This window comes from Pseudomonas morbosilactucae (genome assembly GCF_023241715.1).
GTDB lineage: Bacteria > Pseudomonadota > Gammaproteobacteria > Pseudomonadales > Pseudomonadaceae > Aquipseudomonas > Aquipseudomonas morbosilactucae.
Map to the genome: position 1 here is coordinate 12,351 of NZ_JALQCW010000025.1, position 19,557 is coordinate 31,907.

Genomic DNA, 19,557 nt, shown 5'->3' on the forward strand with positions numbered 1-19,557 from the left:
ACGCCCTTAAGGTTGGATCGTCCGTTCATATCTAGGCCCATCACCAGGAACCAAACGCAGTCTAAATTTATTCATCTGCCCTGAAATGACCTCTACCTCAGACTCACCCGGAGCCTCGCTGAATGGATTTGGTTTGCCCTCGGCCACAAAAACATACTTCCCTGGCGCCAAGTAGATCTCGACCTTTTCTCCGGTTTTGAAGGCTGCTACCGGACTAGCGTTAACCTTAAAAATCATCTGAAGTCCACTGCCCATGTAACCGTTATCTCGTATAACGGTCACCAACTCGCTCCGCCGGGCGTCCGGCTTTAGATAACTCTGATCAAGAATGCGTTCCTGCGGAACTGAGGCAGCAGATTGACTGGAAGCTGGGGTAGTTGCACACCCCGCAAGAAGAGCACTTGCAATAGCCAAAAAAGCCACAGACGTCCATTTCATACTTCACCTATTAGCCATTTTTTCAATAAAGAGAGCCACTATTCCTATGAAGGGCGACCCAAGATAATTACCGTTTTTTCTGAGTACGCATCAGTTTTTAGGTTCATCTAATGCCCGCTCTGTGAGATTCAAACGTTTGCCGAACATCCGCCCGTGGATCGCTCTCACGCACCTCCAGACAAGGAGTACCAGGCAGTTCCCTCGCCACTTCAATTATCACCAGACTGCAGTTCTGCGCCGCGACGACGTTCGTCTTGTCGTTGGTAGACTCGGCCAGCGCCTACGCGTGCACAGCACGGACAGCCATCAAAACCTACCCAAGATGGTTTCTAAACATGGCTACGCCTCACTATCTCCCTACATGGCACCCCATTGAGGGGTCTCGTCTGCCCTCACAACCAATAGATCTCAATCGCCGCCGTGATATCATATCAGCATCACTCTGCCGCCCCCAACTACATCAAGGAAGCCCTACATGCAAAGGCTGCTCAAGATTTTCATCGTGATTTTCACCGCTTCAAACCTGACTGGATGCATCGCGGGGTTTTCCGGCAACAGAGTTCCTGCCACACCGATGGACTACTCAGCACTGCAAACCCCAAAAAGAAATGTTTATCTTGAAATAGTCAATCTAAGATCAATGAATGGTTCTACGCCTAAAGAAAACAATTGGATGCCCGAAGAAAACCGGAAAATCGTTGAGCATTCGCTGCGTAAATCAAACTTATTCAAAAGCATAAAACTCAGCGGACTCGATCAAGAAGCCGACGATCTGAAAATGCAGATCACTATTACCGAAAACCAGTTCACCTCAGGGTTTGCGGGAGGCTTGACGATCTTCTCCCTTGGTCTGATACCAAGCTCTGCACGAACTGATTTCGTTGTTGAACTAAAAGTCAAAAAAACCACAGGCGAGCTTTTGCAAATTTCCAAGAACGAAGACTATGTAACGCAATGGGCAGGCTGGTTTGTCATCCCATGGTCTTCGCATACGATGCTTGATGCCAAAACCGACACACTGGACCGCCAACTTTCCGATGCCATCAATCGCTTGGTCGCCAGCAAAGAACTCGCACTGTAAAACCCTCGCCCCGACCACGAAGCGATAGATTACTCAGGCCTGTCGTCTATTGCTTCTGGCTGGCTGTAACGCTCACTCAGCAATCCATTGATCGACCTCGATTGAACACCCCGCCACTCCCGCGCAGCGACTGACATTTCTGTTCAACACCAGAAAATTCCCACCCCTCCCTTGGGCCCGCCCCCCACCTGGCGTTATCGTAAGCGCCCCCTTTTGTAATCCGTTGCCCAGGAGCACTCCATGGACCTCGCCACGCTGACGCTGTTTGTCCCGGCCTGCTTTGCCTTGAACATGGCCCCTGGGCCGAACAACCTGCTGTCGGTGAGTAACGCCACGCGCTACGGCTATCGCACCGCGTGCCTGGCTGGGTTGGGTCGGTTGCTGGCGTTTGCCGGGATGATCGCCCTGGCCGCCGCCGGGCTGGCGGTGGTGCTGCAGACGTCGGAGTTGCTGTTCTACGGGATCAAGATTCTGGGGGCGGCGTATCTGCTGTACCTGGCGCTGCAGCTGTGGCGCGCCAACCCGGCCGCCGAGGCTGGGGATGCCAGTGCGGCCCGGGGCTTGCTGGCCCTGGCTCGGCAGGAGTTCCTGGTGGCGGCGGGCAACCCCAAGGCGATCCTGATTTTTACCGCGTTCCTGCCGCAGTTCGTGACCCCGGGGCAAGCCGTGGGCCCGCAATTTCTGCTGCTGGGGGCCTTGTTCCTGGCCCTGGAATGGCTGGCCATCGGCGCCTATGCCTACATGGGTCTGCACATGCGCCGCTGGTTCAGCGAGCCCCGCGGCAAGCGGCTGTTCAACCGTTGCTGCGCCGGCCTGTTGTCCGCCGCAGCTTCGGTGCTGCTGATGGCCCGCCGTACCTGAGCGACTCAGGTACGGAAGTGCACCACCAGGCTCTGCAACTCGCTGCCCAGGCGTGCCAGCTCGATGCTGGACGAGGCAATTTCACCGCTGGCCTGGGCGGACTGGTCGGCGGTTTCACGCACATGCAGCACGCTGCGATTGATCTCCGCCACCACCGTGCTCTGCTCCTCGGCAGCGCTGGCGATCAGCAGGCTCATCTGCTGGATCTCCGAAACCTGGCGGGTGATGGCTTCCAGGGCATCGCCGGTGTTGCGCACGCCGGTCACCGTTGACTGGGTCTGCTCGACACTGGCCTGCATGGTGCGGGTGCTTTCATCGGCAATGCGCTGCAAGCCGCTGATCAGTTGTTCGATCTCTTCCGAGGAATGCTGGGTGCGCTGCGCCAGGCTGCGCACTTCATCCGCCACCACGGCAAAACCACGGCCCGCCTCACCGGCCCGGGCGGCTTCGATGGCCGCGTTCAAGGCCAGCAGGTTGGTTTGCCCGGCCACCGCCTTGATCACCCCCAGCACACTGCCGATGCGTTCGATTTCCTGATGCAGGCGGTTCATGGATTCGGCGGACACCCCGACTTCACCGGCGAGGACTTCGATTTGCAGGATCGCCTCGCGGGAAATGTGCGAGGCGCCGCTGGCTTCGCTGTCGGCCTGGCGCGCGGCACTGGCGGCGTCTTCCGAGTTGCGCGCCACCTTCTGCACCATCACCGTCATGTCGTTGATGGCACTGGCCACCTTATCGGTGTCCGAGCGCTGGCTGTCGGTGCCGGCCTGGGTCTGGGTGGTGATGGTCGCCAGTTGGCTGGCCGACACTGCCAGTTGCGAGGAGCCGCTGCCAATCTTGGTGATGACCTCCCGCAGGCGCTGGCTCATGTTGCCAATGGCCCGCAGCAGTTGCCCCAATTCATCGCGACGCTGGCTGTGCAGTTGCACGGTCAGGTCGCCATTGGCGATGCGCTCGGCAGCCAGCAGGGTTTGCTGCAACGGCACGATGATCTGCCGGGCGATGACCCAGGCGATCAGCGCACCGAACAGCAGCGCCGCCGCCGTGACACCCCAAAGAATCGAGACCACGGTGCGCACGCTGGCGGCCGCCCGCTCCTCTTCTTTTTTGTACAGCACGTTAATGCTGTCCTGCAGATCAGACAGCAGCTCGTTGGCCTGGACAATGGCGCTGGCATTGGCGGTGGAGGCGTTCAGCGCAGCCTGGTGGGCCTTGATGTAGGCGTCCAGGCCCTCACTCAGGCGCTGCACCAGTTGCTGGTCCTCAGCTGGCCACTGGCCGCCCTTGAGGTCGGCAAACACTTCCGACAAGGCGCTTTGCAGCGCTTGCTGGTGAGTGTCGTGGGCATTGAGTTCGGCGCGCTCGGCGCTCAGCGCGTACTTGAAATTGGCTTCGCGGGCGAACACGGTTTCATCGAAGATCCCGCCCAGGCGGTTGATCCGCGCGAAAGACGACTCGTCATTGCGCAAGCCATGCAAGCCGGTGGCCGCCAACAGCACCGCCAGGGCCAGCAACAGGCCAAACCCCAGGCCGAGCTTACGGGTGACGGTCAGATTTTCCAGTGAGAACAGGCGCAGCATGCAGGCTCCTTGAAGATGATTGGAACGCTTCCATCACCCCGAGTCCCCCTGGCCTAGCCCGCGCCAGAACGGCCCACAGTGCACATTCCTGCAATGCTATCGGATAGCCAGCACCCAACTTTAGGGGCTGGCGGAAAAAGACTTGTAACGCACCGCAATGGTGCTGTTTTCAGCTGGAATACCCCTCTTCCAACCTAGGAAAAGCCCCCGCCTTCACCGCCGCGACATAAGCCTGCAACGCCGCGGCAATGCTCGGTTGCCCGCTCATGAAGTTACGCACGAACCGCGGGCGGTGAGCACTCAGGGACAGGCCGAGCCTGTCGTGCAGGACCAGCACCTGGCCGTCGGTGCCGGGCCCGGCGCCAATGCCGATCACCGGACTGGTCACGATCACGGCCTCAATAATCCACCCAGACACCGCCCTGGTCGGCCGAGCTGACGCAGCGCTCGACCCAGCGCACCCCTTCGACCCCGGCGTGAATGTCCGGGTAGCGCAGGCTCGCCAGCAAGTCCTGGTCATCGCGGTCGGCGGCGTCCATGGCCAGGGCAAAGCGGTAGTAGAGGTTGGCCCAGGCGTCGAACAAACCCTCTGGATGGCCAGCGCCGATGCGGTCGTCTATCAGGGCATTGGCATGCAGGTAGCCCATGCCTCGCTCAAGGACCTGCGCCGGCCGGCCCTGAACTTCAAAGGACAGTTGGTTGGGGCGCTCGTCCCACCATTCCAGGCTGGCCTTGGCGCCGACCACGCGGATTTTCTGCCCATGCATGGAACCGGCATTCACGGCGCTGGACCACAGCGTGCCCATGGCCCCACCTTCGTACTCCATAATGGTGTAGGCGTTGTCCTCTAGGGGCGCGCGACTCTTCACAAAACTCTGGCGGACGCACAGCAGTTTTTTGATTTTCAACTCGGGCAGCATCACTTCCGATAAGTACAGCGGGTGGGTGCCCACATCCCCCAGCACATAGCTGGGGCCGGCCAGACGCGGGTCGACTCGCCATTGGGTGGCCGCGTTTTGGGCCTCCACCGGGGCGCTGTGGAAGCCATGGGCGAACTGCATCTGCACCAGGCGGATCTCCCCCAGTTCACCCTGGGCGATCATTTCCCGGGCCTGCTCGATCAACTGGTGGCCGGCATAACCGTAGGTCACGCCAACAATGCGATTGCGTGCGAGGGCCAGTTCGCGCAGAGCCTCGGCCTCGGCCAGGGTAAAACACAGGGGCTTTTCACAGACCACATGCAGGCCGGCATCCAAGGCGCCCGGGTAATGGCGAAATGCGTGCCGTTGGGGGTGGCCACCGACACCGCCTGGATGCCGTCCGGGCGCCGCGCCTCGCCCTCGAACAAGCTGCGGTAATCGGCGTAGCAACGCTCGGGGTCCAGCCCCAGGCTCTCGCCGAAGGCCCGGCCACGTTCGGGGTCGAGGTCGAAGGCGCCGGCCACCAGGCTGAAAGACTGGTCGCGCAAGGCGGCGCTGCGGTGGATGTAGCCGATCTGGCTGTCACGCCCGCCGCCGACCATGGCCCAACGCAGGGGCTGGGAAATACGCTTGCTGCCGTTAATCATAATGAGGTCCTCAAGGGGGAAAAGCCGGTCAGAAACCGACCCGGGAAAGGTAGGCACGGCTGGCGGCAACGTCTTTCAGGCTGCCCCCGGACTGACGCGGATCACGCTCCTGCTCAACCGTGATGTAGCCCTGGTAGCCCAGCTCACCGAGCAGTTCACGCAACGCCGGGTAGTCGATCACCCCCTGGCCGATGGGGCACATCACGCCCTGGCCGCAGGCGGCGAAAAAACGGATGCGTTGGTTCAGCACCTGTTCGAACACCCCTTGATCGATGTCCTTGAAATGCAGGTAATCCAGGCGTTCGGCGTATTGGCGCAAGGTGCTGAGCGGGTCCATGCCGGCGTAGTACAGGTGGCCGGTGTCCAGGCACAGCCCCGCCACCTCATAGGGAATGTCGGCCACCAGCTGCGCCAGCTCATCGGCGAACTCGATGTAGCCGCCGGCGTGGGGATGCACCACGGTGCGCACCCCGTATTGGCCCCAGGCCAGCTCGGCGATGCGGCGGATATGCCCCATCATGCCGCGCCAGGCCGAGGCCTCCAGGCGAGGGGCGCGGTCGCTGTGGCCCGCCGCGTAATCGCGCTCCTCGTGGCCCCAATCGATCACCACCAGGCACGGCAAGGCATAGCGCTGGCCGGGCTGGCGGGCAATGGCCGGCAGTTGCTTGAGCAAGGAGCAGATGTCGTGGGTCTGTTGCAGCAACCGGGGCAGATTGGCAGGGTCCACCAGGTTGTCGAAAATCGTCCCGGCCACCACTTCAAGATTCAGCCGTTGCAGCTCGGGCGCCAAGGTGGCGACGTCCAGTGGCAGGTAGCCATAGGGCCCCAATTCGATGCCGCGATAGCCGGCCTGAGCCGCCTCATCGAGCACCAGGCGCCAGTCCGGCAGATGGGGATTGTTGACGTCATCCACGCCCCAGCAACAAGGCGCCGTGGAAATATTCAGGCTCATAGGACACTCCGCTCATTGTTCTTATGCAGCGACATCGCGCTATGAGGAATCCTAAGTGGCTGGGTGCTCGCGCTGCTATAGTCCGCTCGCAGAACCTTGCAAAACCCCTCAAAAACCTGAAACGGCCTTGCATTTCATGTCAGAGCAACCGAAGCCGCCTGCACGGCGCCCGACCCTGGAAGACGTAGCCCGAGAGGCCGGCGTGAGCCTGGCCACGGTGGACCGGGTGATGAACCTGAGGGCCAATGTGCGCGCCGACACCGCCCAACGGATTGCCGAGGCGGCAGCGCGCCTGGGTTTCCATGGGCGCAATGTGATCGAGCAACGGCTGCTGCAACAGCGCCCCAAGGTGCGCTTGGGCTTTCTCCTGCAAAAACGGGGCGTGGCGTTTTACCAGGGGTTGGCCAAGGCCCTGAACGAGGCGGCCGCCAGCACGGTGCGGGCCCAGGTGCGGGTGCTGATCCATTACATCGATGACCTGGACCCGGCCGCCACAGCCGAACGTATTCGGCACCTGCGCGGCGAGGTCGACGCCCTGGGGCTGGTGAGTGCCGACCATCCACTGGTGCGCCAAGCGGTGGCCGAGCTGGCGGCGAATGGCTTGCCGGTGGTGGCCCTGGTGTCGGACCTGGAAGCAGCGGCCAACGCCGCCTACGTGGGCGTCGACAATCGCCGCATGGGGCGCAGTGCCGGTTGGTTTATCCGTCATCTGGCGCAGCAACCGGGTGCGGTGGCCGTGATGCTTGGCACCCAGCGTTTTCAATGCCAGGAACTGTGCGAAATGAGCCTGCGTTCCTACCTGACGGAACAGCAGGGGGATTGGGAACTGCTGGCAACGCGCCTGACGCTGGAAGACGAAGACTTCGCCTACGCCAGCACGCTGGACCTGCTCAGCAGCGAGCCCGACCTGGTGGGCCTGTATGTGGCCGGGGGCGGTATTGCTGGGGTGCTCAAGGCCTTGCGCCAATTGCAGGCTCAGAAAATCCGCCTGCCGGTGGTGGTGTGCCACGACCTGACTCCGCTCACCGCCACGGCCCTGACGGAGGGGCTGGTGCAGGCGGTGCTCTCGCACCCGGTGGCCGACTTGGCCCGGGAAGCCCTGCAACTGATGATCGCCAGTGCCCTGGACCCCGCCGCGCCGTGCACGGACAAACGCATGCTGACGCCGCAGATCGACGTGGCGGAAAGCGTCTGACCGAGCCCGCGCCGCCAGAGGCCTAAAAGGCCCTAGCGGCAGGCGCTTATAGCGGCGTCCTTACCCGACCCAACCGACCGCGGACTTGGGAATCACCTCGGACTCATCCATTTTCGAGGCGAACATGCTCACCGCCTCCACGGCGTCGCTGGTGCCGGCGCGAATCTGCAGGATCACCGAGCCCGCCTGGTCGGCCAGGGTGACCCCGCGTTGCGCGCCTTCCTGGGTGGTGTTCATGCTGGCCACTGCTTCGCGGGTTTCGGCAAGGATCTTGCCGATCATCTCGGCAATTTCCGCGGTCGAGCGGCTGGTGCGGCCCGCCAGCTGTCGCACCTCATCGGCGACCACGGCAAAACCGCGCCCCTGATCCCCGGCCCGCGCCGCTTCGATGGCCGCATTGAGCGCCAGCAGGTTGGTCTGGTCGGCGATGCCCCGGATGGTGTTGACGATGGCGGTGATTTGCTCGGAGCGATCCCCCAACTGGCCCACCAGGCGCGCCGAAGAGCCGATGTTGTCGGCAATCTGGCGCATCTCCCGGGCGGTTTCCTGAATCACCTGGGCGCCCTGCTCGGCGACTTTCTCGGTCTCGGCGGAGATGTGGTAGGCCCGCGAGGCGCCCCGGGAGTCTTCCTCGAACTTCTCCACCCGCTCGGTGATGTCGCTGGCGAACTTGACGATTTTGTACAGCTTGCCTTCAGCGTCGTAGACCGGGTTGTAGGTCGCCTCCAGCCACACCACGCGGCCGTGCTTGCCCAGGCGTTTGAACTGCCCGCTGAAAAACTCGCCCGCATTGAGGCGACGCCAGAAGTCGCTGTACTCGCTGCTGTTGATCAGGCTTGGCTCGCAGAACAGGCGGTGCTGCTTGCCTTTGATCTCGCCCAGGGAATAGCCCATGACCTGGAGAAAGTTGTCGTTGGCCACCAGGATATTGCCGGCCAGGTCGAACTCGATCACGGCCATGGCACGGTCCAGGGCCACCAGCTTGCTGCGGGTCTCGGCTTCCTGGGCGACCTTGGCGGTGACGTCCAGGGCGTACTTGACCACCTTGAACACCCGCCCCTGTTCATCCACCACCGGGTTGTAACTGGCCTCCAGCCAGACGGCCTGCCCCTGGCCATTGAGGCGCTGGAACGTCCCGGAAACGAAGGTGCCGGCCCGCAGTTGCGCCCAGAACTCGCTGTACTGGGCGCTGCGGACCAAGGCCGCCGGGCAGAAGTCGCGGTGCGACTTGCCCACCAGCGCCTCGGCGCGATAGCCCATGGTGCGAAGAAAGTTATCGTTGGCCCGCAGCACCTTACCGTCGAGGTCGAACTCGACGACGGCCATAGAGCGTTCAAGTGCTGTAATCAGTCCTTTGAAGCCTGCTACTTCGGCCGTCCTGGCCGTCAGTTCACTTTTAAGAATTTTATTGAACATGACGTACCCTCAGCGCGATCAGAAACCGTTGGACCCTCGATCTAATATCGGCGGTACAAAGCTGAGCTGAAGCGATTGGGCCAGACTTTTTCACAGCGTGCCCCGGTCACTGCACCAGGGCGCGTGCAGCCCCGCAAAACGCCCGGCGCCGCGGCCTCGGCGCTGGCCGACGGGCTAGACCAGACGCAGCCCAGGCCCGCGGGCGCCCAAGGCGTCGGGGCCCAACCGTTCCAGCACCAGGGCCTGGGCCTGGCGGGTCAACTGGTCCAGGTGGCGGTCACGTTTTTTCTCGGCGTCGAGCATGGCTTTGCGGCCATGTTGCTGCAGCAGGTAGGCATGAATCTGCCGCACTTCCAGGGAGCTGAAGATCGGCGCCACATCCAGCACCGCCAGCAACCCGTCACTGCCATGGTCCCGTGTGTTCATCAGCACCTGCGGCCCGCGGGCACCGATCAATTGGAAGCCCAGAGCTTCGAAACAGGCCATCTTGCCCACCCCACACGCCACCTCCACCTGCGGGTAGCGGGCCTGTACCGGCGCCAACAGCGCCCGCGCCACGCCCTGGCGCCGATGCCCTTCGCGCACCGCCAGGTAGGCCACGGCGCAGGCGTCGGGGTCGTCCTGCAACGGCAGGTACAGAGCAAAGCCGATCAGCGTCTCGGGGTCGTGCTCATCAGTGGCCAGCGCCAACTCCACAGACAGGCCCCGGGTGCCGTCCATGGCGTCCAGGTAGCGATGGACTTCCAGGCCGACGGCGTATTGATAGAGCGGGTACAGGGGGTTGCTCGGGGCGATGGCCACCGCGCTGATGTCGCTGACGTAGTCGACCACCATCTGCAACAGCTGGCTTTTCAGGGGTTCGGAAGGCGGGGTGTGCAGCAGGCTGATCGTGGGCATGGAACCTTTGACTCTGAAGGTGATGGCAACTCGACGCGGCCGGGAGGCGGCGCGCGGCGGCGCTATGATAACCGCTCCGGCGATTGCCCGTGGCCCGGCGCGGCAATTGGTGTTTTTGCGGTTAGAATGCCGCCCCCTTGAAACTGGCCGAACCGCTTCCATGACCCCAGACGCCCTTGCCACCCTGCACCAGCACCTGTTGACCGCCCTGGACACCCCGCCCGATGAAACCCGCCGCCTGTTCCACGGCCGCGGCCGCTGCTGGCCGGGCCTGGAGCAAGTGACGGTGGACTGGCTGCAGGGCGTGCTGCTGGTGTCGCTGTTCAAGGAGCCCGAGCCTGGGCAACTGGAGGATTTGCAGCAACACCTGCTGCAACTCACCCAGTCGGCCGCCTGGGCCCGCTCCGGCGCCCACCACCTGCTGCTGCAACACCGCTACCTGCTGCGCAGCACTACCGAGTGGCTGCTGGGCGAGCCTATTGAAGAGTGGACCCTGACCGAAGGCGGCCTGCGCTACCGCATAGACCTGGGGCAGAAACAGAACACGGGGCTGTTTCTCGACATGCGTTACGGGCGCAACTGGGTGCGCGACAACGCCCAGGGCAAGCGGGTACTGAACCTGTTCGCCTACACCTGTGGCTTTTCCGTGGCGGCGCTGGCCGGCGGCGCCAGCCATGTGGTCAACCTGGACATGTCGCGCCCGGCCCTGAGCCGCGGCCGGGACAATCATCGGCTCAACGAGCACAACCTGGACCAGGTGACGTTTCTCGGCCATGACCTGTTCAAGTCCTGGGCAAGGTGACCCAGAACGGCCCTTATGACCTGGTGATCATCGACCCGCCGACCTTCCAGAAAGGCAGCTTCGTGCTGACCAAGGACTACCAGCGGGTGCTGCGCCGCCTGCCGGAACTGCTGACCGCCCAAGGCACGGTGCTGGCCTGCATGAACGACCCGGCCCTGGGCGCCGAGTTCCTGATCGACGGCGTCACCCGCGAAGCACCGGGCCTGCACTTCGAACAACGCCTGGACAACCCGCCGGAATTTCCCGATGCCGGCCTGGACGGTGGCTTGAAGGCCCTGGTGTTCCAGCAGCAGGCCTGAACCCCAGGGAATGGCTTTTATGGGGGGCGAAATCCACTGGCGACGGCTGGCTCTTTGCCCGGCCGACTTGTATCTTCGACGCCCTGAGCAGCCGGGTCGGCTGCACGTCACGTCATTAGTGCATACAGGGAGTTGTCCATGGGTTCATTGTTACGTTGCCTGATTTCAGCGGTCGCTTTGCTCGCCAGCCTGCCCACCCTGGCAGACACACCGCCAAGCCACGAACAGGTCAAGGCCTGGGCACCGGCCGAACAAAAAGCCATGGGCATTACCGTGGAGACACTGGTGCCGGTGACCCTGGCCGGCAAGGAACAGGCCTACCTGGCCGGGGTCAGCTACGAGGAAGCCGCGCGTAACTTCTGGGCCGGCTACCTGCTGGTGCGCCCCAAGCTCAAGCAGGCCAGGGCCCTGGAAGAGTTTGGCGGGCAGTACAACGGCATCCAGTTGCTGGGCGACCAAGGCCCCGAGCAGAGCCTGGTGCTGATCGGCTCGGCCAGCTCGGGCCAGGGCATCATGGAAAAAACCTACGCCGTGGTGCGCTTTGACGGCTGGACCGCCAAGACCCTGTACAGCGCCTCCGAAGAAGACAACAGCGGCAATTGCGGGGCCGACATGGAGGTCTACTGCAAAGGCAACGACGTGTTCATCAACGCGCTGAGCGTACCGGCACCCGCCGGCAAGCTGGCGCTGGCGGTGACACAGGTCAGCTATTCGTCACCCGACCTGGAAACCACCCCGGCAAAAATCACCCAGGAGGTCCAGGTGGTGTTTGTCGACAAACCAGGCTCCTGAACACACCCCACTGCGTCGGCGCGCTGGAACTGTGCGCTGATCAGTGATGGTCCTGGTAGGCGCCCATGGCCTGGCAATGCCGGCAGCGGAACAGGTAGGCCGTGGGCCCCCGGTCTTTGTCCAGGGCACTGAAGAAGGCGTCCCACTGGGCGCCGTTGGGCAAGCCCGTGGCGTCCTGCACGGCGAGGATCGCTTCGGCACCCAGGGCCTGCAATTCGTCATGACCGGCCTTGCCGATAAACTGCGCAGCATCGCCGCAATGGCTCCACCACTGCTCCTGCTGCCATCCGCTGTAGCCGGGAGTGCGCTGGCTGACCTCGGCAATCACCGCCTCGTCCAATTCCTCTTCGGCGTCCTGGCCGATGCCGTCTTCATCGGTAAAGCTCGCCTGGAAACGCTCGTGGGCACTGCCATCGGCGATGCACCAGGGGCAGAAACAGTCTTGGTATTCCTCCACTGCGTACACCGGGCCGACATATATCCAGCCACGGGCCTGTTCACAGCACAGGCAGGTGGCGTCACTGGCTTGCACCGAGCCGCTGGCGACCGGGTCGGGATGGTAGGCAAATTCAGGCAGTTTCATCAGCAGGACTCCTTGCTCCGCTAGCCTCGGCGCGGGCCCTGGCACAGGGCGCGGCAGAGGCGACAAAAAACAATCAGGCGCCACCCCGGCAACCACTTGGTGGCCCCTGGGCAACCCTTACTTTTCGATGATCGTGTCGATCACATCCTGCATAAGAAGCGACTGACCGGAATATCGTTCAAATTTGATCTGGCCGTAGCCTGCGGCGTACCAGACTTCGATGCGCTCGTCGCCACTGCTGGCGCTCACGTGGCAACTGTCCTTGAAGGTCCGCGGCGCACGGTTGACCTCAGTCTGCACATCTTCAAAGCCGACGAAGGTGTAGTCCGTGAAACTGTCGTAGTTCACGGGGTCGACCCAACCCTGGGCATGATTGGTCCGCTCACCGCTGCCGGTGACCCTGAACTTGGCGCCCGGCACCGCCTGCTTGGGGAACTCCGGGGACTGGGTGTAGATGTCCGTCATGATTGGCGTTTGCGGGTCGGCACCCAGGGCCGCGATGCCGTAGCGCACCTCGCCCAGCAACCGGCGCCCGCTGAGGTCATAGACCGCGGCGGTTTTACTGCCGCCCGCAGCATTGACCACCGCCCTGCCTTTCTGGTCATTGAACATCACGTCAACAATCTGGGTGGTGGTGTCGCCGGAGCGAAACTGCACGTTGGGGGTCAGGCTGAAGCACGTGGCGAAATCGGCGGCGGCACTGGCATTTAGGGACAAGGCGCTGGCACTCAAGGCGAGGGCCAGGGGCAAAAGTGGAGAAGACATTGATTTCCTTTCTTTGTCGTAGCTCGAGGTCGGGAGCGGCTGCCCCGACCGTCGTGGAAGGGGTCTGCGCTCATCGTCGGTCATCGGTCTGGGCCGCCTGACGCTGAGCGCCGCGCAATATAAACCAACGCCCGTCCAAGGTCAGCAGCCACGCGCGCGAGCAGCGCCTTGCCCACCTTGGCCGGTCAGCCGCGGGCCAGCCCCTTCCAGCCCGACACGGCGATGGGCAAAGGCCCGTGCCCATGGCTATGATTGCTCCCCATGAACCCCACGCTGCCGATTCGCTCACCCTGCCCGCCCGGCGCTTGCATTTGCGAGCGCGAGCGGCTGCTGGACGTTCCCGGCGCCGACCAGCGCATCCTGCGCCTGACCCGCCCCGAAGAGAAACGCCTGCTGGCGCGGCTGGAACAGCTCAAGAGCCTGGAAGACCTGCAGCATCTGCAACAGCGCCTGTATGACCAACTGGGCATCCGCGTCGAAATCGCCCCCAGCAACAATGAAGTGCGGAGCATGCGTGGCATCGCCATCCACCTCGCCGAACTGCCGGGCTTGTGTCGCAAGACCCGCCAGGCGATTCCAGCAGCGATTCGCCGGGGCCTGGAGAACAACCCGGAAATCGCCTACCGCCTGCTGGACGCCCACGACTTGCTGCGCGACGCCTGAAAGCCGAATTGCAGCGCAAGCCACCGAGTGCGGCCCGGCCCGAGGCGGGCTAATCTGCCAGCCTCGCCCTTGCCCGGTCTGCCCCTCACCATGCCCGAACCCTACCTAGCCGCCCGCCAATTCCTCGAACGCCTGGACGCCGATTGGGCTCGGCACGTCCAAACCATCGGCCCCTGCCTGCACCAGGCCAAACCCACCCGCGATCCTTATCAGGCGCTGATGCGGGCGGTGGCCTATCAGCAATTGCACGCCCGGGCCGCCGAAGCGATTCTAGGACGCCTGCTGGCGCTGTTCCCGGGGCAGGACTTCCCGCGCCCCGAGCAACTGCTGGCCTGCGATGTGGCGGTGTTGCGCGGTTGCGGCTTTTCCGCGAGCAAGGTCACCGCCCTGCAAGGCATTGCCCAGGCCACCCTCGACGGCCTAGTGCCGGACGAACCCGGCGCCCGCGCCCTGGACGATGAAACCCTGATCCAGCGCCTGACCACCTTGCGCGGGGTGGGCCGCTGGACCGTGGAAATGCTGCTGATCTACAGCCTGGAGCGCCTGGACATCCTGCCCGCCGATGACTTCGGCGTCCGCGAGGGCTACCGCCGCCTCAAAGGCCTGGAGCAGGCACCGAGCCGCCGGCAGATGATCGAGATCGGCCAGGCCTGGCGCCCCTGGCGGACGCTGGCGGCCTGGTACCTGTGGCGGGTGCCGGCGCCTTGAGCCGGGCCTGGAGAGCGTCGCGTCTCAGGCCTCATGAAGCTCCCGCCCCATCAAACTCAAGCCCCGTGCAATAACAGGCGCGAGAAGTCGCAGCACTCCTGGCTCAAACGGGCCACGTCCGGGTTCAGGCCGAATTGCCGGTCCTGACGATGCAAGGCCGCATAACGAATCCGCGGCAGGCTCGGCTGGGTCACCAGGGCACGCAGGGCGCCCTGTTCGATCAGGTGCGACAGGCAATCCTTGGGCAGGTAACTGACGCCCATGCCCGACAGGGTCAGGCCCACTTGCACCAACAGGTTGTGGCTGGTCAGGGTGCGCGGCATCTGCACCTTGTGGCTGGCCAACCAACGCTCGTAGATCAGACCGGTGCCGGACTGCGAGCCCTGGGTCATCACGGTGAAACTGGCCAGGCGCTCCAGGCTGATGGGGTCGGCGTCGGGAATCAGGCTTGGCGCGCACATCCAGGCGTTTTCCACGCTTTTCAGCGGTGTGCAGACAAATCGCGTGTCGTGGTACACATCCGGCACGATCACCAGGTCCAATTGATCGTCCTCAAGCTTGCGAAACAACTCGCTGCTCAGCTCCACCGACGGTTCGATCTGCACCCTGGGATAGGCCTGGCGCATGGCCTCCACCAGGGCCGGCAACCAGGTCAGGGCAGTCAGTTCGGTCACCCCCAGGCGAAAGCGCCGCACCAGCACTTCCCGGGCACTGACCCGTTGCATCAGCGAGTCTCGGCGTTCGCGCAGGTCCTTGGCGTAATCCAGCAGTTCGGCGCCCTTCTCGGTCAGCCGGGCGTTGCGTTTACTGCGGTCGAAGACCGCCACGCCAAAGGTGTCTTCCAGCTCTTGAATGCGTTTGGAAATAGCCGACTGGGACATGTTCAGTTGGTTGGCCGCGGCCTCGAAACTGCCCAGCTCGGCAATCCAGTACAAAGCATCGATCTGCTTGAAGGTAATCATTGGCCTAGCATCTGATGAAAAAAAGCGATGGTATCGCATAATAAAATATCGCTAAAACTGTTTATTTAACCCTCCTAAGATCGGCCCACAGCCACACCGGCTGAGCCCATTCTTCAGGAGCATCGCCATGTCCTTGCCTGGTTCGCGCATTCTTCCCAACCCACCCCTGGCCGCCGCCGAAGTGCTCGAAGCCTTCGCCCAGGTGGTCACGCCCCATATCAGCGACAACCTCGGACGGCACATCGGCGCCCGCGGCCTGACCCGCTACAACCGCAGCGGCAAGCTGGTCGGCACGGCGCTGACGGTCAAGACCCGCCCCGGCGACAACCTCCTGATCTACAAGGCCATGAGCATGCTTCAGCCCGGCCACGTGCTGGTGGTGGACGCCCAGGGCGACACCAACAACGCGGTGATCGGCGAGCTGGTCAAGCTCTATGCCCAGCAACGCGGCTGCGTCGGGTTTGTCATCGACGGCGCGATCCGCGACGTCGCCAGCTTCGACGACACCCCCTGCTACGCCAAGGCGGTGGTGCATTGCGGCCCCTACAAGAGCGGCCCTGGGGAAATCAACGTGCCGGTGTCCATCGGCGGCATGCTGATCCAGCCCGGCGACCTGCTGGTGGGCGATGAAGACGGCCTGGTGGCCTTTGCCCAGACCGACGCGGCAGAGGTGTTGCGTCGCGCCGCCCAACACGCAGCCCACGAGGAACACGTCAAAGCTGAAATCGCCACCGGCGCCGTACGCCAGAGCTGGATGGACAAGGTCCTGGCACAAGCCGGCCTGGCCGACTAAGGGAGACACCTGATGAGCACTGCCTTTCTTTCCGATCGTGTGCTGGGTATCCAGCCGTCACCGAGCATCGCCGCCAACGCCCTGGTCAGCCAGTTGCGGGCCGAGGGCCGGGACATCGTCAACTTCACCGTCGGCGAGCCGGACTTCGACACGCCGGCGCATATCCTCGAGGCCGCGCGCCAGGCCATGGCCAGTGGCGACACCCATTACACCGCCACCACCGGCACCCTGGCCTTGCGCCAGGCCATCTGCCTGAAGCTGCAACGCGACAACCACCTGAGCTACGGCCTGGATGAAGTGGTGGCCGGCTGCGGCGGCAAACACATCATCTATCACGCCCTGGCGGCGACCCTGAATCGCGGCGACGAAGTCATCGTGCACACGCCGTACTGGGTGTCGTACCCGGATATCGCCCGGCTCAATGACGCCACGCCGGTGATCATTGCCGGCAACGAAATCAACGGGTTCAAGCTGACCGCGCAAGAGCTGGAACGCAGCATCGGCCCGCGCAGCAAATGGCTGATTCTCAACAGCCCCAACAACCCCAGTGGCGCGGTCTACACCGAGGCCGAGCTGCTGGCCCTGGCCGAAGTGCTGCGGCGTCACCCGCAGTTGCTGGTGATGGCTGACGAGATCTATGAACAGTTCGTCTATGGCGACGCCCAGCACCTGTCCCTGGTGCACGTGGCGCCGGACCTGAAGCCCCGCACCCTGATCGTCAACGGTGCCTCCAAGGGCTACGCCATGACCGGCTGGCGCCTGGGCTTCGGGGCCGGCCCTGCCTGGTTGATCGGCGCCATCGGCAAGCTGCTGTCGCAAACCACCACCTGCCCCAGCTCCATCAGCCAGGCCGCCGCCGTGGCCGCCTTCGCCGGCGACCAGGCACCGATCGCCGCCATGCGCGAGGTCTACCAGCTACGCCGCGAGCGCATGCTGGAGCTTCTGGCGCCCATCGAGAGCCTGCACTGCACCGCGCCAGACGGGGCCTTCTATGTGTTCGCCAATGTCTCGCGGCTGATCGGCAGCCGCACCCCACAAGGGCTGCTGATCGACAGCGACAGCCAACTGGTCAACTACCTGCTTGAAGCCCACGGCCTGGCCACGGTGGCGGGCGCGGCCTACGGCATGTCGCCGTACATACGCCTGTCGTTCGCCAGCTCCCTGGAGGTGATCGAGGAAGGCTGCCGCCGTCTGGAAAAAGCATGCCAAGACTTGCGCTGACGGCCTGACCGCAACACCCGACAGCCACCGGACGGCTGCTCATTGACTGCCTAGAACAACACTCATAATCATTGTCATCAAATGAGGCATCCCCATGCATAAGCCCCGCATTGCGCTGGTCTGGCAAATCCTGATCGGCCTGCTCGCCGGAATCGCCATCGGCGCCCTGCTGCACCGTTTTCCCGACTCTCGCCCCTGGCTGGTGGACAACCTGCTGCAACCGGCCGGCGACATCTTTATCAAGCTGATGAAGATGATCGTGGTGCCCATCGTGTTTTCCTGCATGGTGGTGGGCATTGCCGGCCAGGGTGACGGCAAGGCCCTGGGCCGGGTCGGGGTCAAGGCCCTGAGCTACTTCTTCTGCATCACCACCCTGGCGATCATTGTCGGCCTGGTGATCGGCAACCTGCTCAAGCCCGGCGCCGGCACCGACCTGGCCAGCCTCAAGGCCGCGGCCATCACCTTGCCCAGCGCCAATGGCGGCGCCCACGGGCTGGGGCAGATCATCGTCGGCATCATCCCCGACAACGTGATCAACGCCATGGCCCAAGGCAGCCTGCTCTCGGTGCTGTTCTTTGCGGTGATGTTCGGCCTCGGCGTGTCCAAGCTCAGCACGGAGCGCCGGGAACCGCTGATTGCCATGCTGCGGGCGGTGTCGGAAGCGATGTTCAAGGTCACCTCGATGATCATGGCCTACTCGCCCATCGGCGTGTTCGGCATGATCGCGGTGACCGTGGCCAACTTCGGCTTCAGCTCGCTGCTGCCCTTGGGCAAGCTGATCCTGGTCAGCTACGTGGCGATCCTGTTTTTCACCCTGGTGATCCTCAACGGCATCGCCCGGCTGGTGGGGGTCAACCTGTTCGCACTGATGCGGCACATCAAGGACGAGCTGATCCTGGCCTTCTCCAGCGCCAGTTCGGCGGCGGTGATGCCGCAATTGATGAAAAAACTGGAAACCTATGGCGTGCCGCCGTCCCTGGTGAGTTTTGTGGTGCCGGTGGGCTACTCGTTCAACCTGGACGGGGCCTCGCTGTTCCTCGGCATCGGCACCCTGTTCGTGGCGCAGTTGTATGGCATCGACCTGAGCCTGGCGGACCAGGCACTGCTGGTGGTGACCATGGTCCTGACGTCCAAGGGCGCCGCCGGGGTTCCGGGCTTTATGTTCGTGATCCTCTCGGCCACCCTGGCCAGCGCTGGCCTGCCCCTGGAAGGCATTGCCTTTATCGCCGGCGTGTACCGGCTGATGGAGATGCCCACCACGGCGCTCAATGTGCTGGGCAATGCCTTGGCGCCACTGGTGATCGCCAAGTGGGAGGCGCGCAGTGCACAGCCGGCGCAACCGCCGATGGCGCGCAACCCACTGTAGCCGGGGCCGACATTAACCCTGGGCCAAGCCTTCCAGGTAGTCGATGGCCCGGCGGTACTTGGCGACCCGCTCCAGGTCCTTGGCACTGGGAGCGGGGATGCGCGACAGGTCGCTGTTTTCCGCCAGGTCGGCCAACTTCACCTGGCGCGCCAACGGGTCCCGCCCGGCCCGCTCGACAAAAGCCTGATAGTCCTCCCCTTCACGCTTGGTCAGGGCCTCCAGGGCACTCAATACGCCCTCGCTGAAGCCCTGCTCGCGCAAATCTTCCAGGCTGACGGGGCTGTCCTCGACCACGTCATGCAGCACCGCCACGGTGCGTGCTTCCGGGTCTTGCAGGCGCAGCATCACCTGCAGCGGGTGGAGGATGTAGGGCGCGCCGCCCTTATCGACCTGGCCTTCATGGGCCATGGCGGCGATGGCGATGGCTCGTTCAAGGGTGCTCATTGAAAGGCCTCTTGCGGACGCTCGCCCAAGGCGATGGTCAGGCAGGTGCGGGCTGGTCTGGACATGTTCAGTCTCCCGTTGCTGAGGCGTAGATAGTAACCAGTCCTGGAAGGCGCCGCAGCGGCCATGACCGCTGATCGACAATCAACCCGCCCCACCTTGAACATTGATA

At 63.4% G+C, this 19,557-nt stretch carries 17 protein-coding genes and 5 pseudogenes; 10 read left to right on the forward strand and 12 right to left on the reverse strand.

All coding sequences use genetic code 11. The features are described from left to right. Window positions 1–6 precede the first annotated feature (6 nt). Complete coding sequence (locus M1B34_RS11725) at window positions 7–438, reverse strand: hypothetical protein (RefSeq protein WP_268261030.1); 432 nt, start codon at window positions 436–438, stop codon at window positions 7–9. A 475-nt stretch (window positions 439–913) separates the two neighbouring features. Between M1B34_RS11725 and M1B34_RS11730 the strand changes: the two genes are divergently transcribed. Together M1B34_RS11730 and M1B34_RS11735 are read left to right on the forward strand one after the other, a co-directional pair. Then, entirely contained in the window at window positions 914–1,519 is a 606-nt protein-coding gene (locus M1B34_RS11730; protein ID WP_268265235.1) for a hypothetical protein, read from the forward strand. Between the two features lie 240 nt (window positions 1,520–1,759). Next, window positions 1,760–2,380, forward strand: coding sequence for a LysE family translocator (locus M1B34_RS11735; protein WP_268265236.1), 621 nt, complete (start codon window positions 1,760–1,762; stop codon window positions 2,378–2,380). Between the two features lie 5 nt (window positions 2,381–2,385). Here M1B34_RS11735 and M1B34_RS34310 read toward each other — a convergent pair. The 5 genes and pseudogenes from M1B34_RS34310 to M1B34_RS11760 all read right to left on the reverse strand — a co-directional run. Beyond that, a pseudogene (locus M1B34_RS34310) lies at window positions 2,386–2,913 on the reverse strand (methyl-accepting chemotaxis protein); the annotation flags it as partial. A 327-nt stretch (window positions 2,914–3,240) separates the two neighbouring features. Then, window positions 3,241–3,960, reverse strand: a pseudogene (locus M1B34_RS34315) (HAMP domain-containing protein); the annotation flags it as partial. Between the two features lie 169 nt (window positions 3,961–4,129). After that, window positions 4,130–4,348, reverse strand: a pseudogene (locus tag M1B34_RS11745) (3-methyl-2-oxobutanoate hydroxymethyltransferase); the annotation flags it as partial. Between the two features lie 10 nt (window positions 4,349–4,358). Continuing rightward, window positions 4,359–5,527: pseudogene (locus M1B34_RS11750) on the reverse strand (Gfo/Idh/MocA family protein). 28 nt (window positions 5,528–5,555) lie between these two features. Beyond that, window positions 5,556–6,479, reverse strand: coding sequence for a TIM barrel protein (locus M1B34_RS11760; protein ID WP_268261037.1), 924 nt, complete (start codon window positions 6,477–6,479; stop codon window positions 5,556–5,558). Window positions 6,480–6,615: 136 nt separating this feature from the next. On the opposite strand from M1B34_RS11760, the gene M1B34_RS11765 reads away from it, so the two are divergent. Further along, complete coding sequence (locus M1B34_RS11765) at window positions 6,616–7,674, forward strand: LacI family DNA-binding transcriptional regulator (RefSeq protein ID WP_268265239.1); 1,059 nt, start codon at window positions 6,616–6,618, stop codon at window positions 7,672–7,674. 60 nt (window positions 7,675–7,734) lie between these two features. Here M1B34_RS11765 and M1B34_RS11770 read toward each other — a convergent pair whose 3' ends face one another. Together M1B34_RS11770 and M1B34_RS11775 are read right to left on the reverse strand one after the other, a co-directional pair. Beyond that, window positions 7,735–9,090 (reverse strand): methyl-accepting chemotaxis protein, encoded by a 1,356-nt coding sequence (locus M1B34_RS11770; protein ID WP_123332197.1) that lies wholly within the window; start codon window positions 9,088–9,090, stop codon window positions 7,735–7,737. 174 nt (window positions 9,091–9,264) lie between these two features. Beyond that, window positions 9,265–9,987, reverse strand: a complete 723-nt coding sequence (locus M1B34_RS11775; protein ID WP_268265240.1) for a GNAT family N-acetyltransferase — start codon at window positions 9,985–9,987, stop codon at window positions 9,265–9,267. A gap of 160 nt (window positions 9,988–10,147) precedes the next feature. Here M1B34_RS11775 and M1B34_RS11780 point away from each other — a divergent pair. Both M1B34_RS11780 and M1B34_RS11785 read left to right on the forward strand, forming a co-directional pair. Beyond that, window positions 10,148–11,088: pseudogene (locus M1B34_RS11780) on the forward strand (class I SAM-dependent methyltransferase). A 138-nt stretch (window positions 11,089–11,226) separates the two neighbouring features. Then, a complete protein-coding gene (locus M1B34_RS11785) occupies window positions 11,227–11,880 on the forward strand; it encodes a hypothetical protein (protein ID WP_268265241.1) in 654 nt (217 codons plus the stop codon). A gap of 40 nt (window positions 11,881–11,920) precedes the next feature. On the opposite strand, the gene M1B34_RS11790 is transcribed toward M1B34_RS11785, so the two are convergent. Together M1B34_RS11790 and M1B34_RS11795 are read right to left on the reverse strand one after the other, a co-directional pair. Beyond that, a complete protein-coding gene (locus M1B34_RS11790; RefSeq protein WP_268261041.1) occupies window positions 11,921–12,463 on the reverse strand; it encodes a CbrC family protein in 543 nt (180 codons plus the stop codon). Window positions 12,464–12,580: 117 nt separating this feature from the next. Then, entirely contained in the window at window positions 12,581–13,228 is a 648-nt protein-coding gene (locus M1B34_RS11795; protein WP_268265242.1) for a hypothetical protein, read from the reverse strand. Window positions 13,229–13,489: 261 nt separating this feature from the next. Between M1B34_RS11795 and M1B34_RS11800 the strand changes: the two genes are divergently transcribed. Next, on the forward strand, window positions 13,490–13,891 hold the full coding sequence (locus M1B34_RS11800; RefSeq protein ID WP_123332185.1) for a hypothetical protein: 402 nt from the start codon (window positions 13,490–13,492) through the stop codon (window positions 13,889–13,891). A 90-nt stretch (window positions 13,892–13,981) separates the two neighbouring features. After that, a complete protein-coding gene (locus tag M1B34_RS11805) occupies window positions 13,982–14,599 on the forward strand; it encodes a DNA-3-methyladenine glycosylase family protein (protein ID WP_123332182.1) in 618 nt (205 codons plus the stop codon). Window positions 14,600–14,655: 56 nt separating this feature from the next. Here the strand turns inward: M1B34_RS11805 and M1B34_RS11810 are convergent, their stop codons facing one another. Beyond that, complete coding sequence (locus tag M1B34_RS11810) at window positions 14,656–15,561, reverse strand: LysR family transcriptional regulator (RefSeq protein ID WP_268261042.1); 906 nt, start codon at window positions 15,559–15,561, stop codon at window positions 14,656–14,658. Between the two features lie 127 nt (window positions 15,562–15,688). Between M1B34_RS11810 and M1B34_RS11815 the strand changes: the two genes are divergently transcribed. The 3 genes from M1B34_RS11815 (at window position 15,689) to M1B34_RS11825 (ending at window position 18,941) form a co-directional block, all read left to right on the forward strand. After that, a complete protein-coding gene (locus M1B34_RS11815) occupies window positions 15,689–16,354 on the forward strand; it encodes an RraA family protein (RefSeq protein WP_268265243.1) in 666 nt (221 codons plus the stop codon). Window positions 16,355–16,366: 12 nt separating this feature from the next. Next, window positions 16,367–17,575: a pyridoxal phosphate-dependent aminotransferase gene (locus tag M1B34_RS11820; protein WP_268265244.1), complete on the forward strand. Its 1,209-nt coding sequence runs from the start codon at window positions 16,367–16,369 to the stop codon at window positions 17,573–17,575. A gap of 94 nt (window positions 17,576–17,669) precedes the next feature. Then, a complete protein-coding gene (locus M1B34_RS11825) occupies window positions 17,670–18,941 on the forward strand; it encodes a cation:dicarboxylate symporter family transporter (RefSeq protein WP_268265245.1) in 1,272 nt (423 codons plus the stop codon). Window positions 18,942–18,953: 12 nt separating this feature from the next. On the opposite strand, the gene M1B34_RS11830 is transcribed toward M1B34_RS11825, so the two are convergent. Next, window positions 18,954–19,385: an HD domain-containing protein gene (locus tag M1B34_RS11830; RefSeq protein WP_268265246.1), complete on the reverse strand. Its 432-nt coding sequence runs from the start codon at window positions 19,383–19,385 to the stop codon at window positions 18,954–18,956. Window positions 19,386–19,557: the final 172 nt, after the last annotated feature.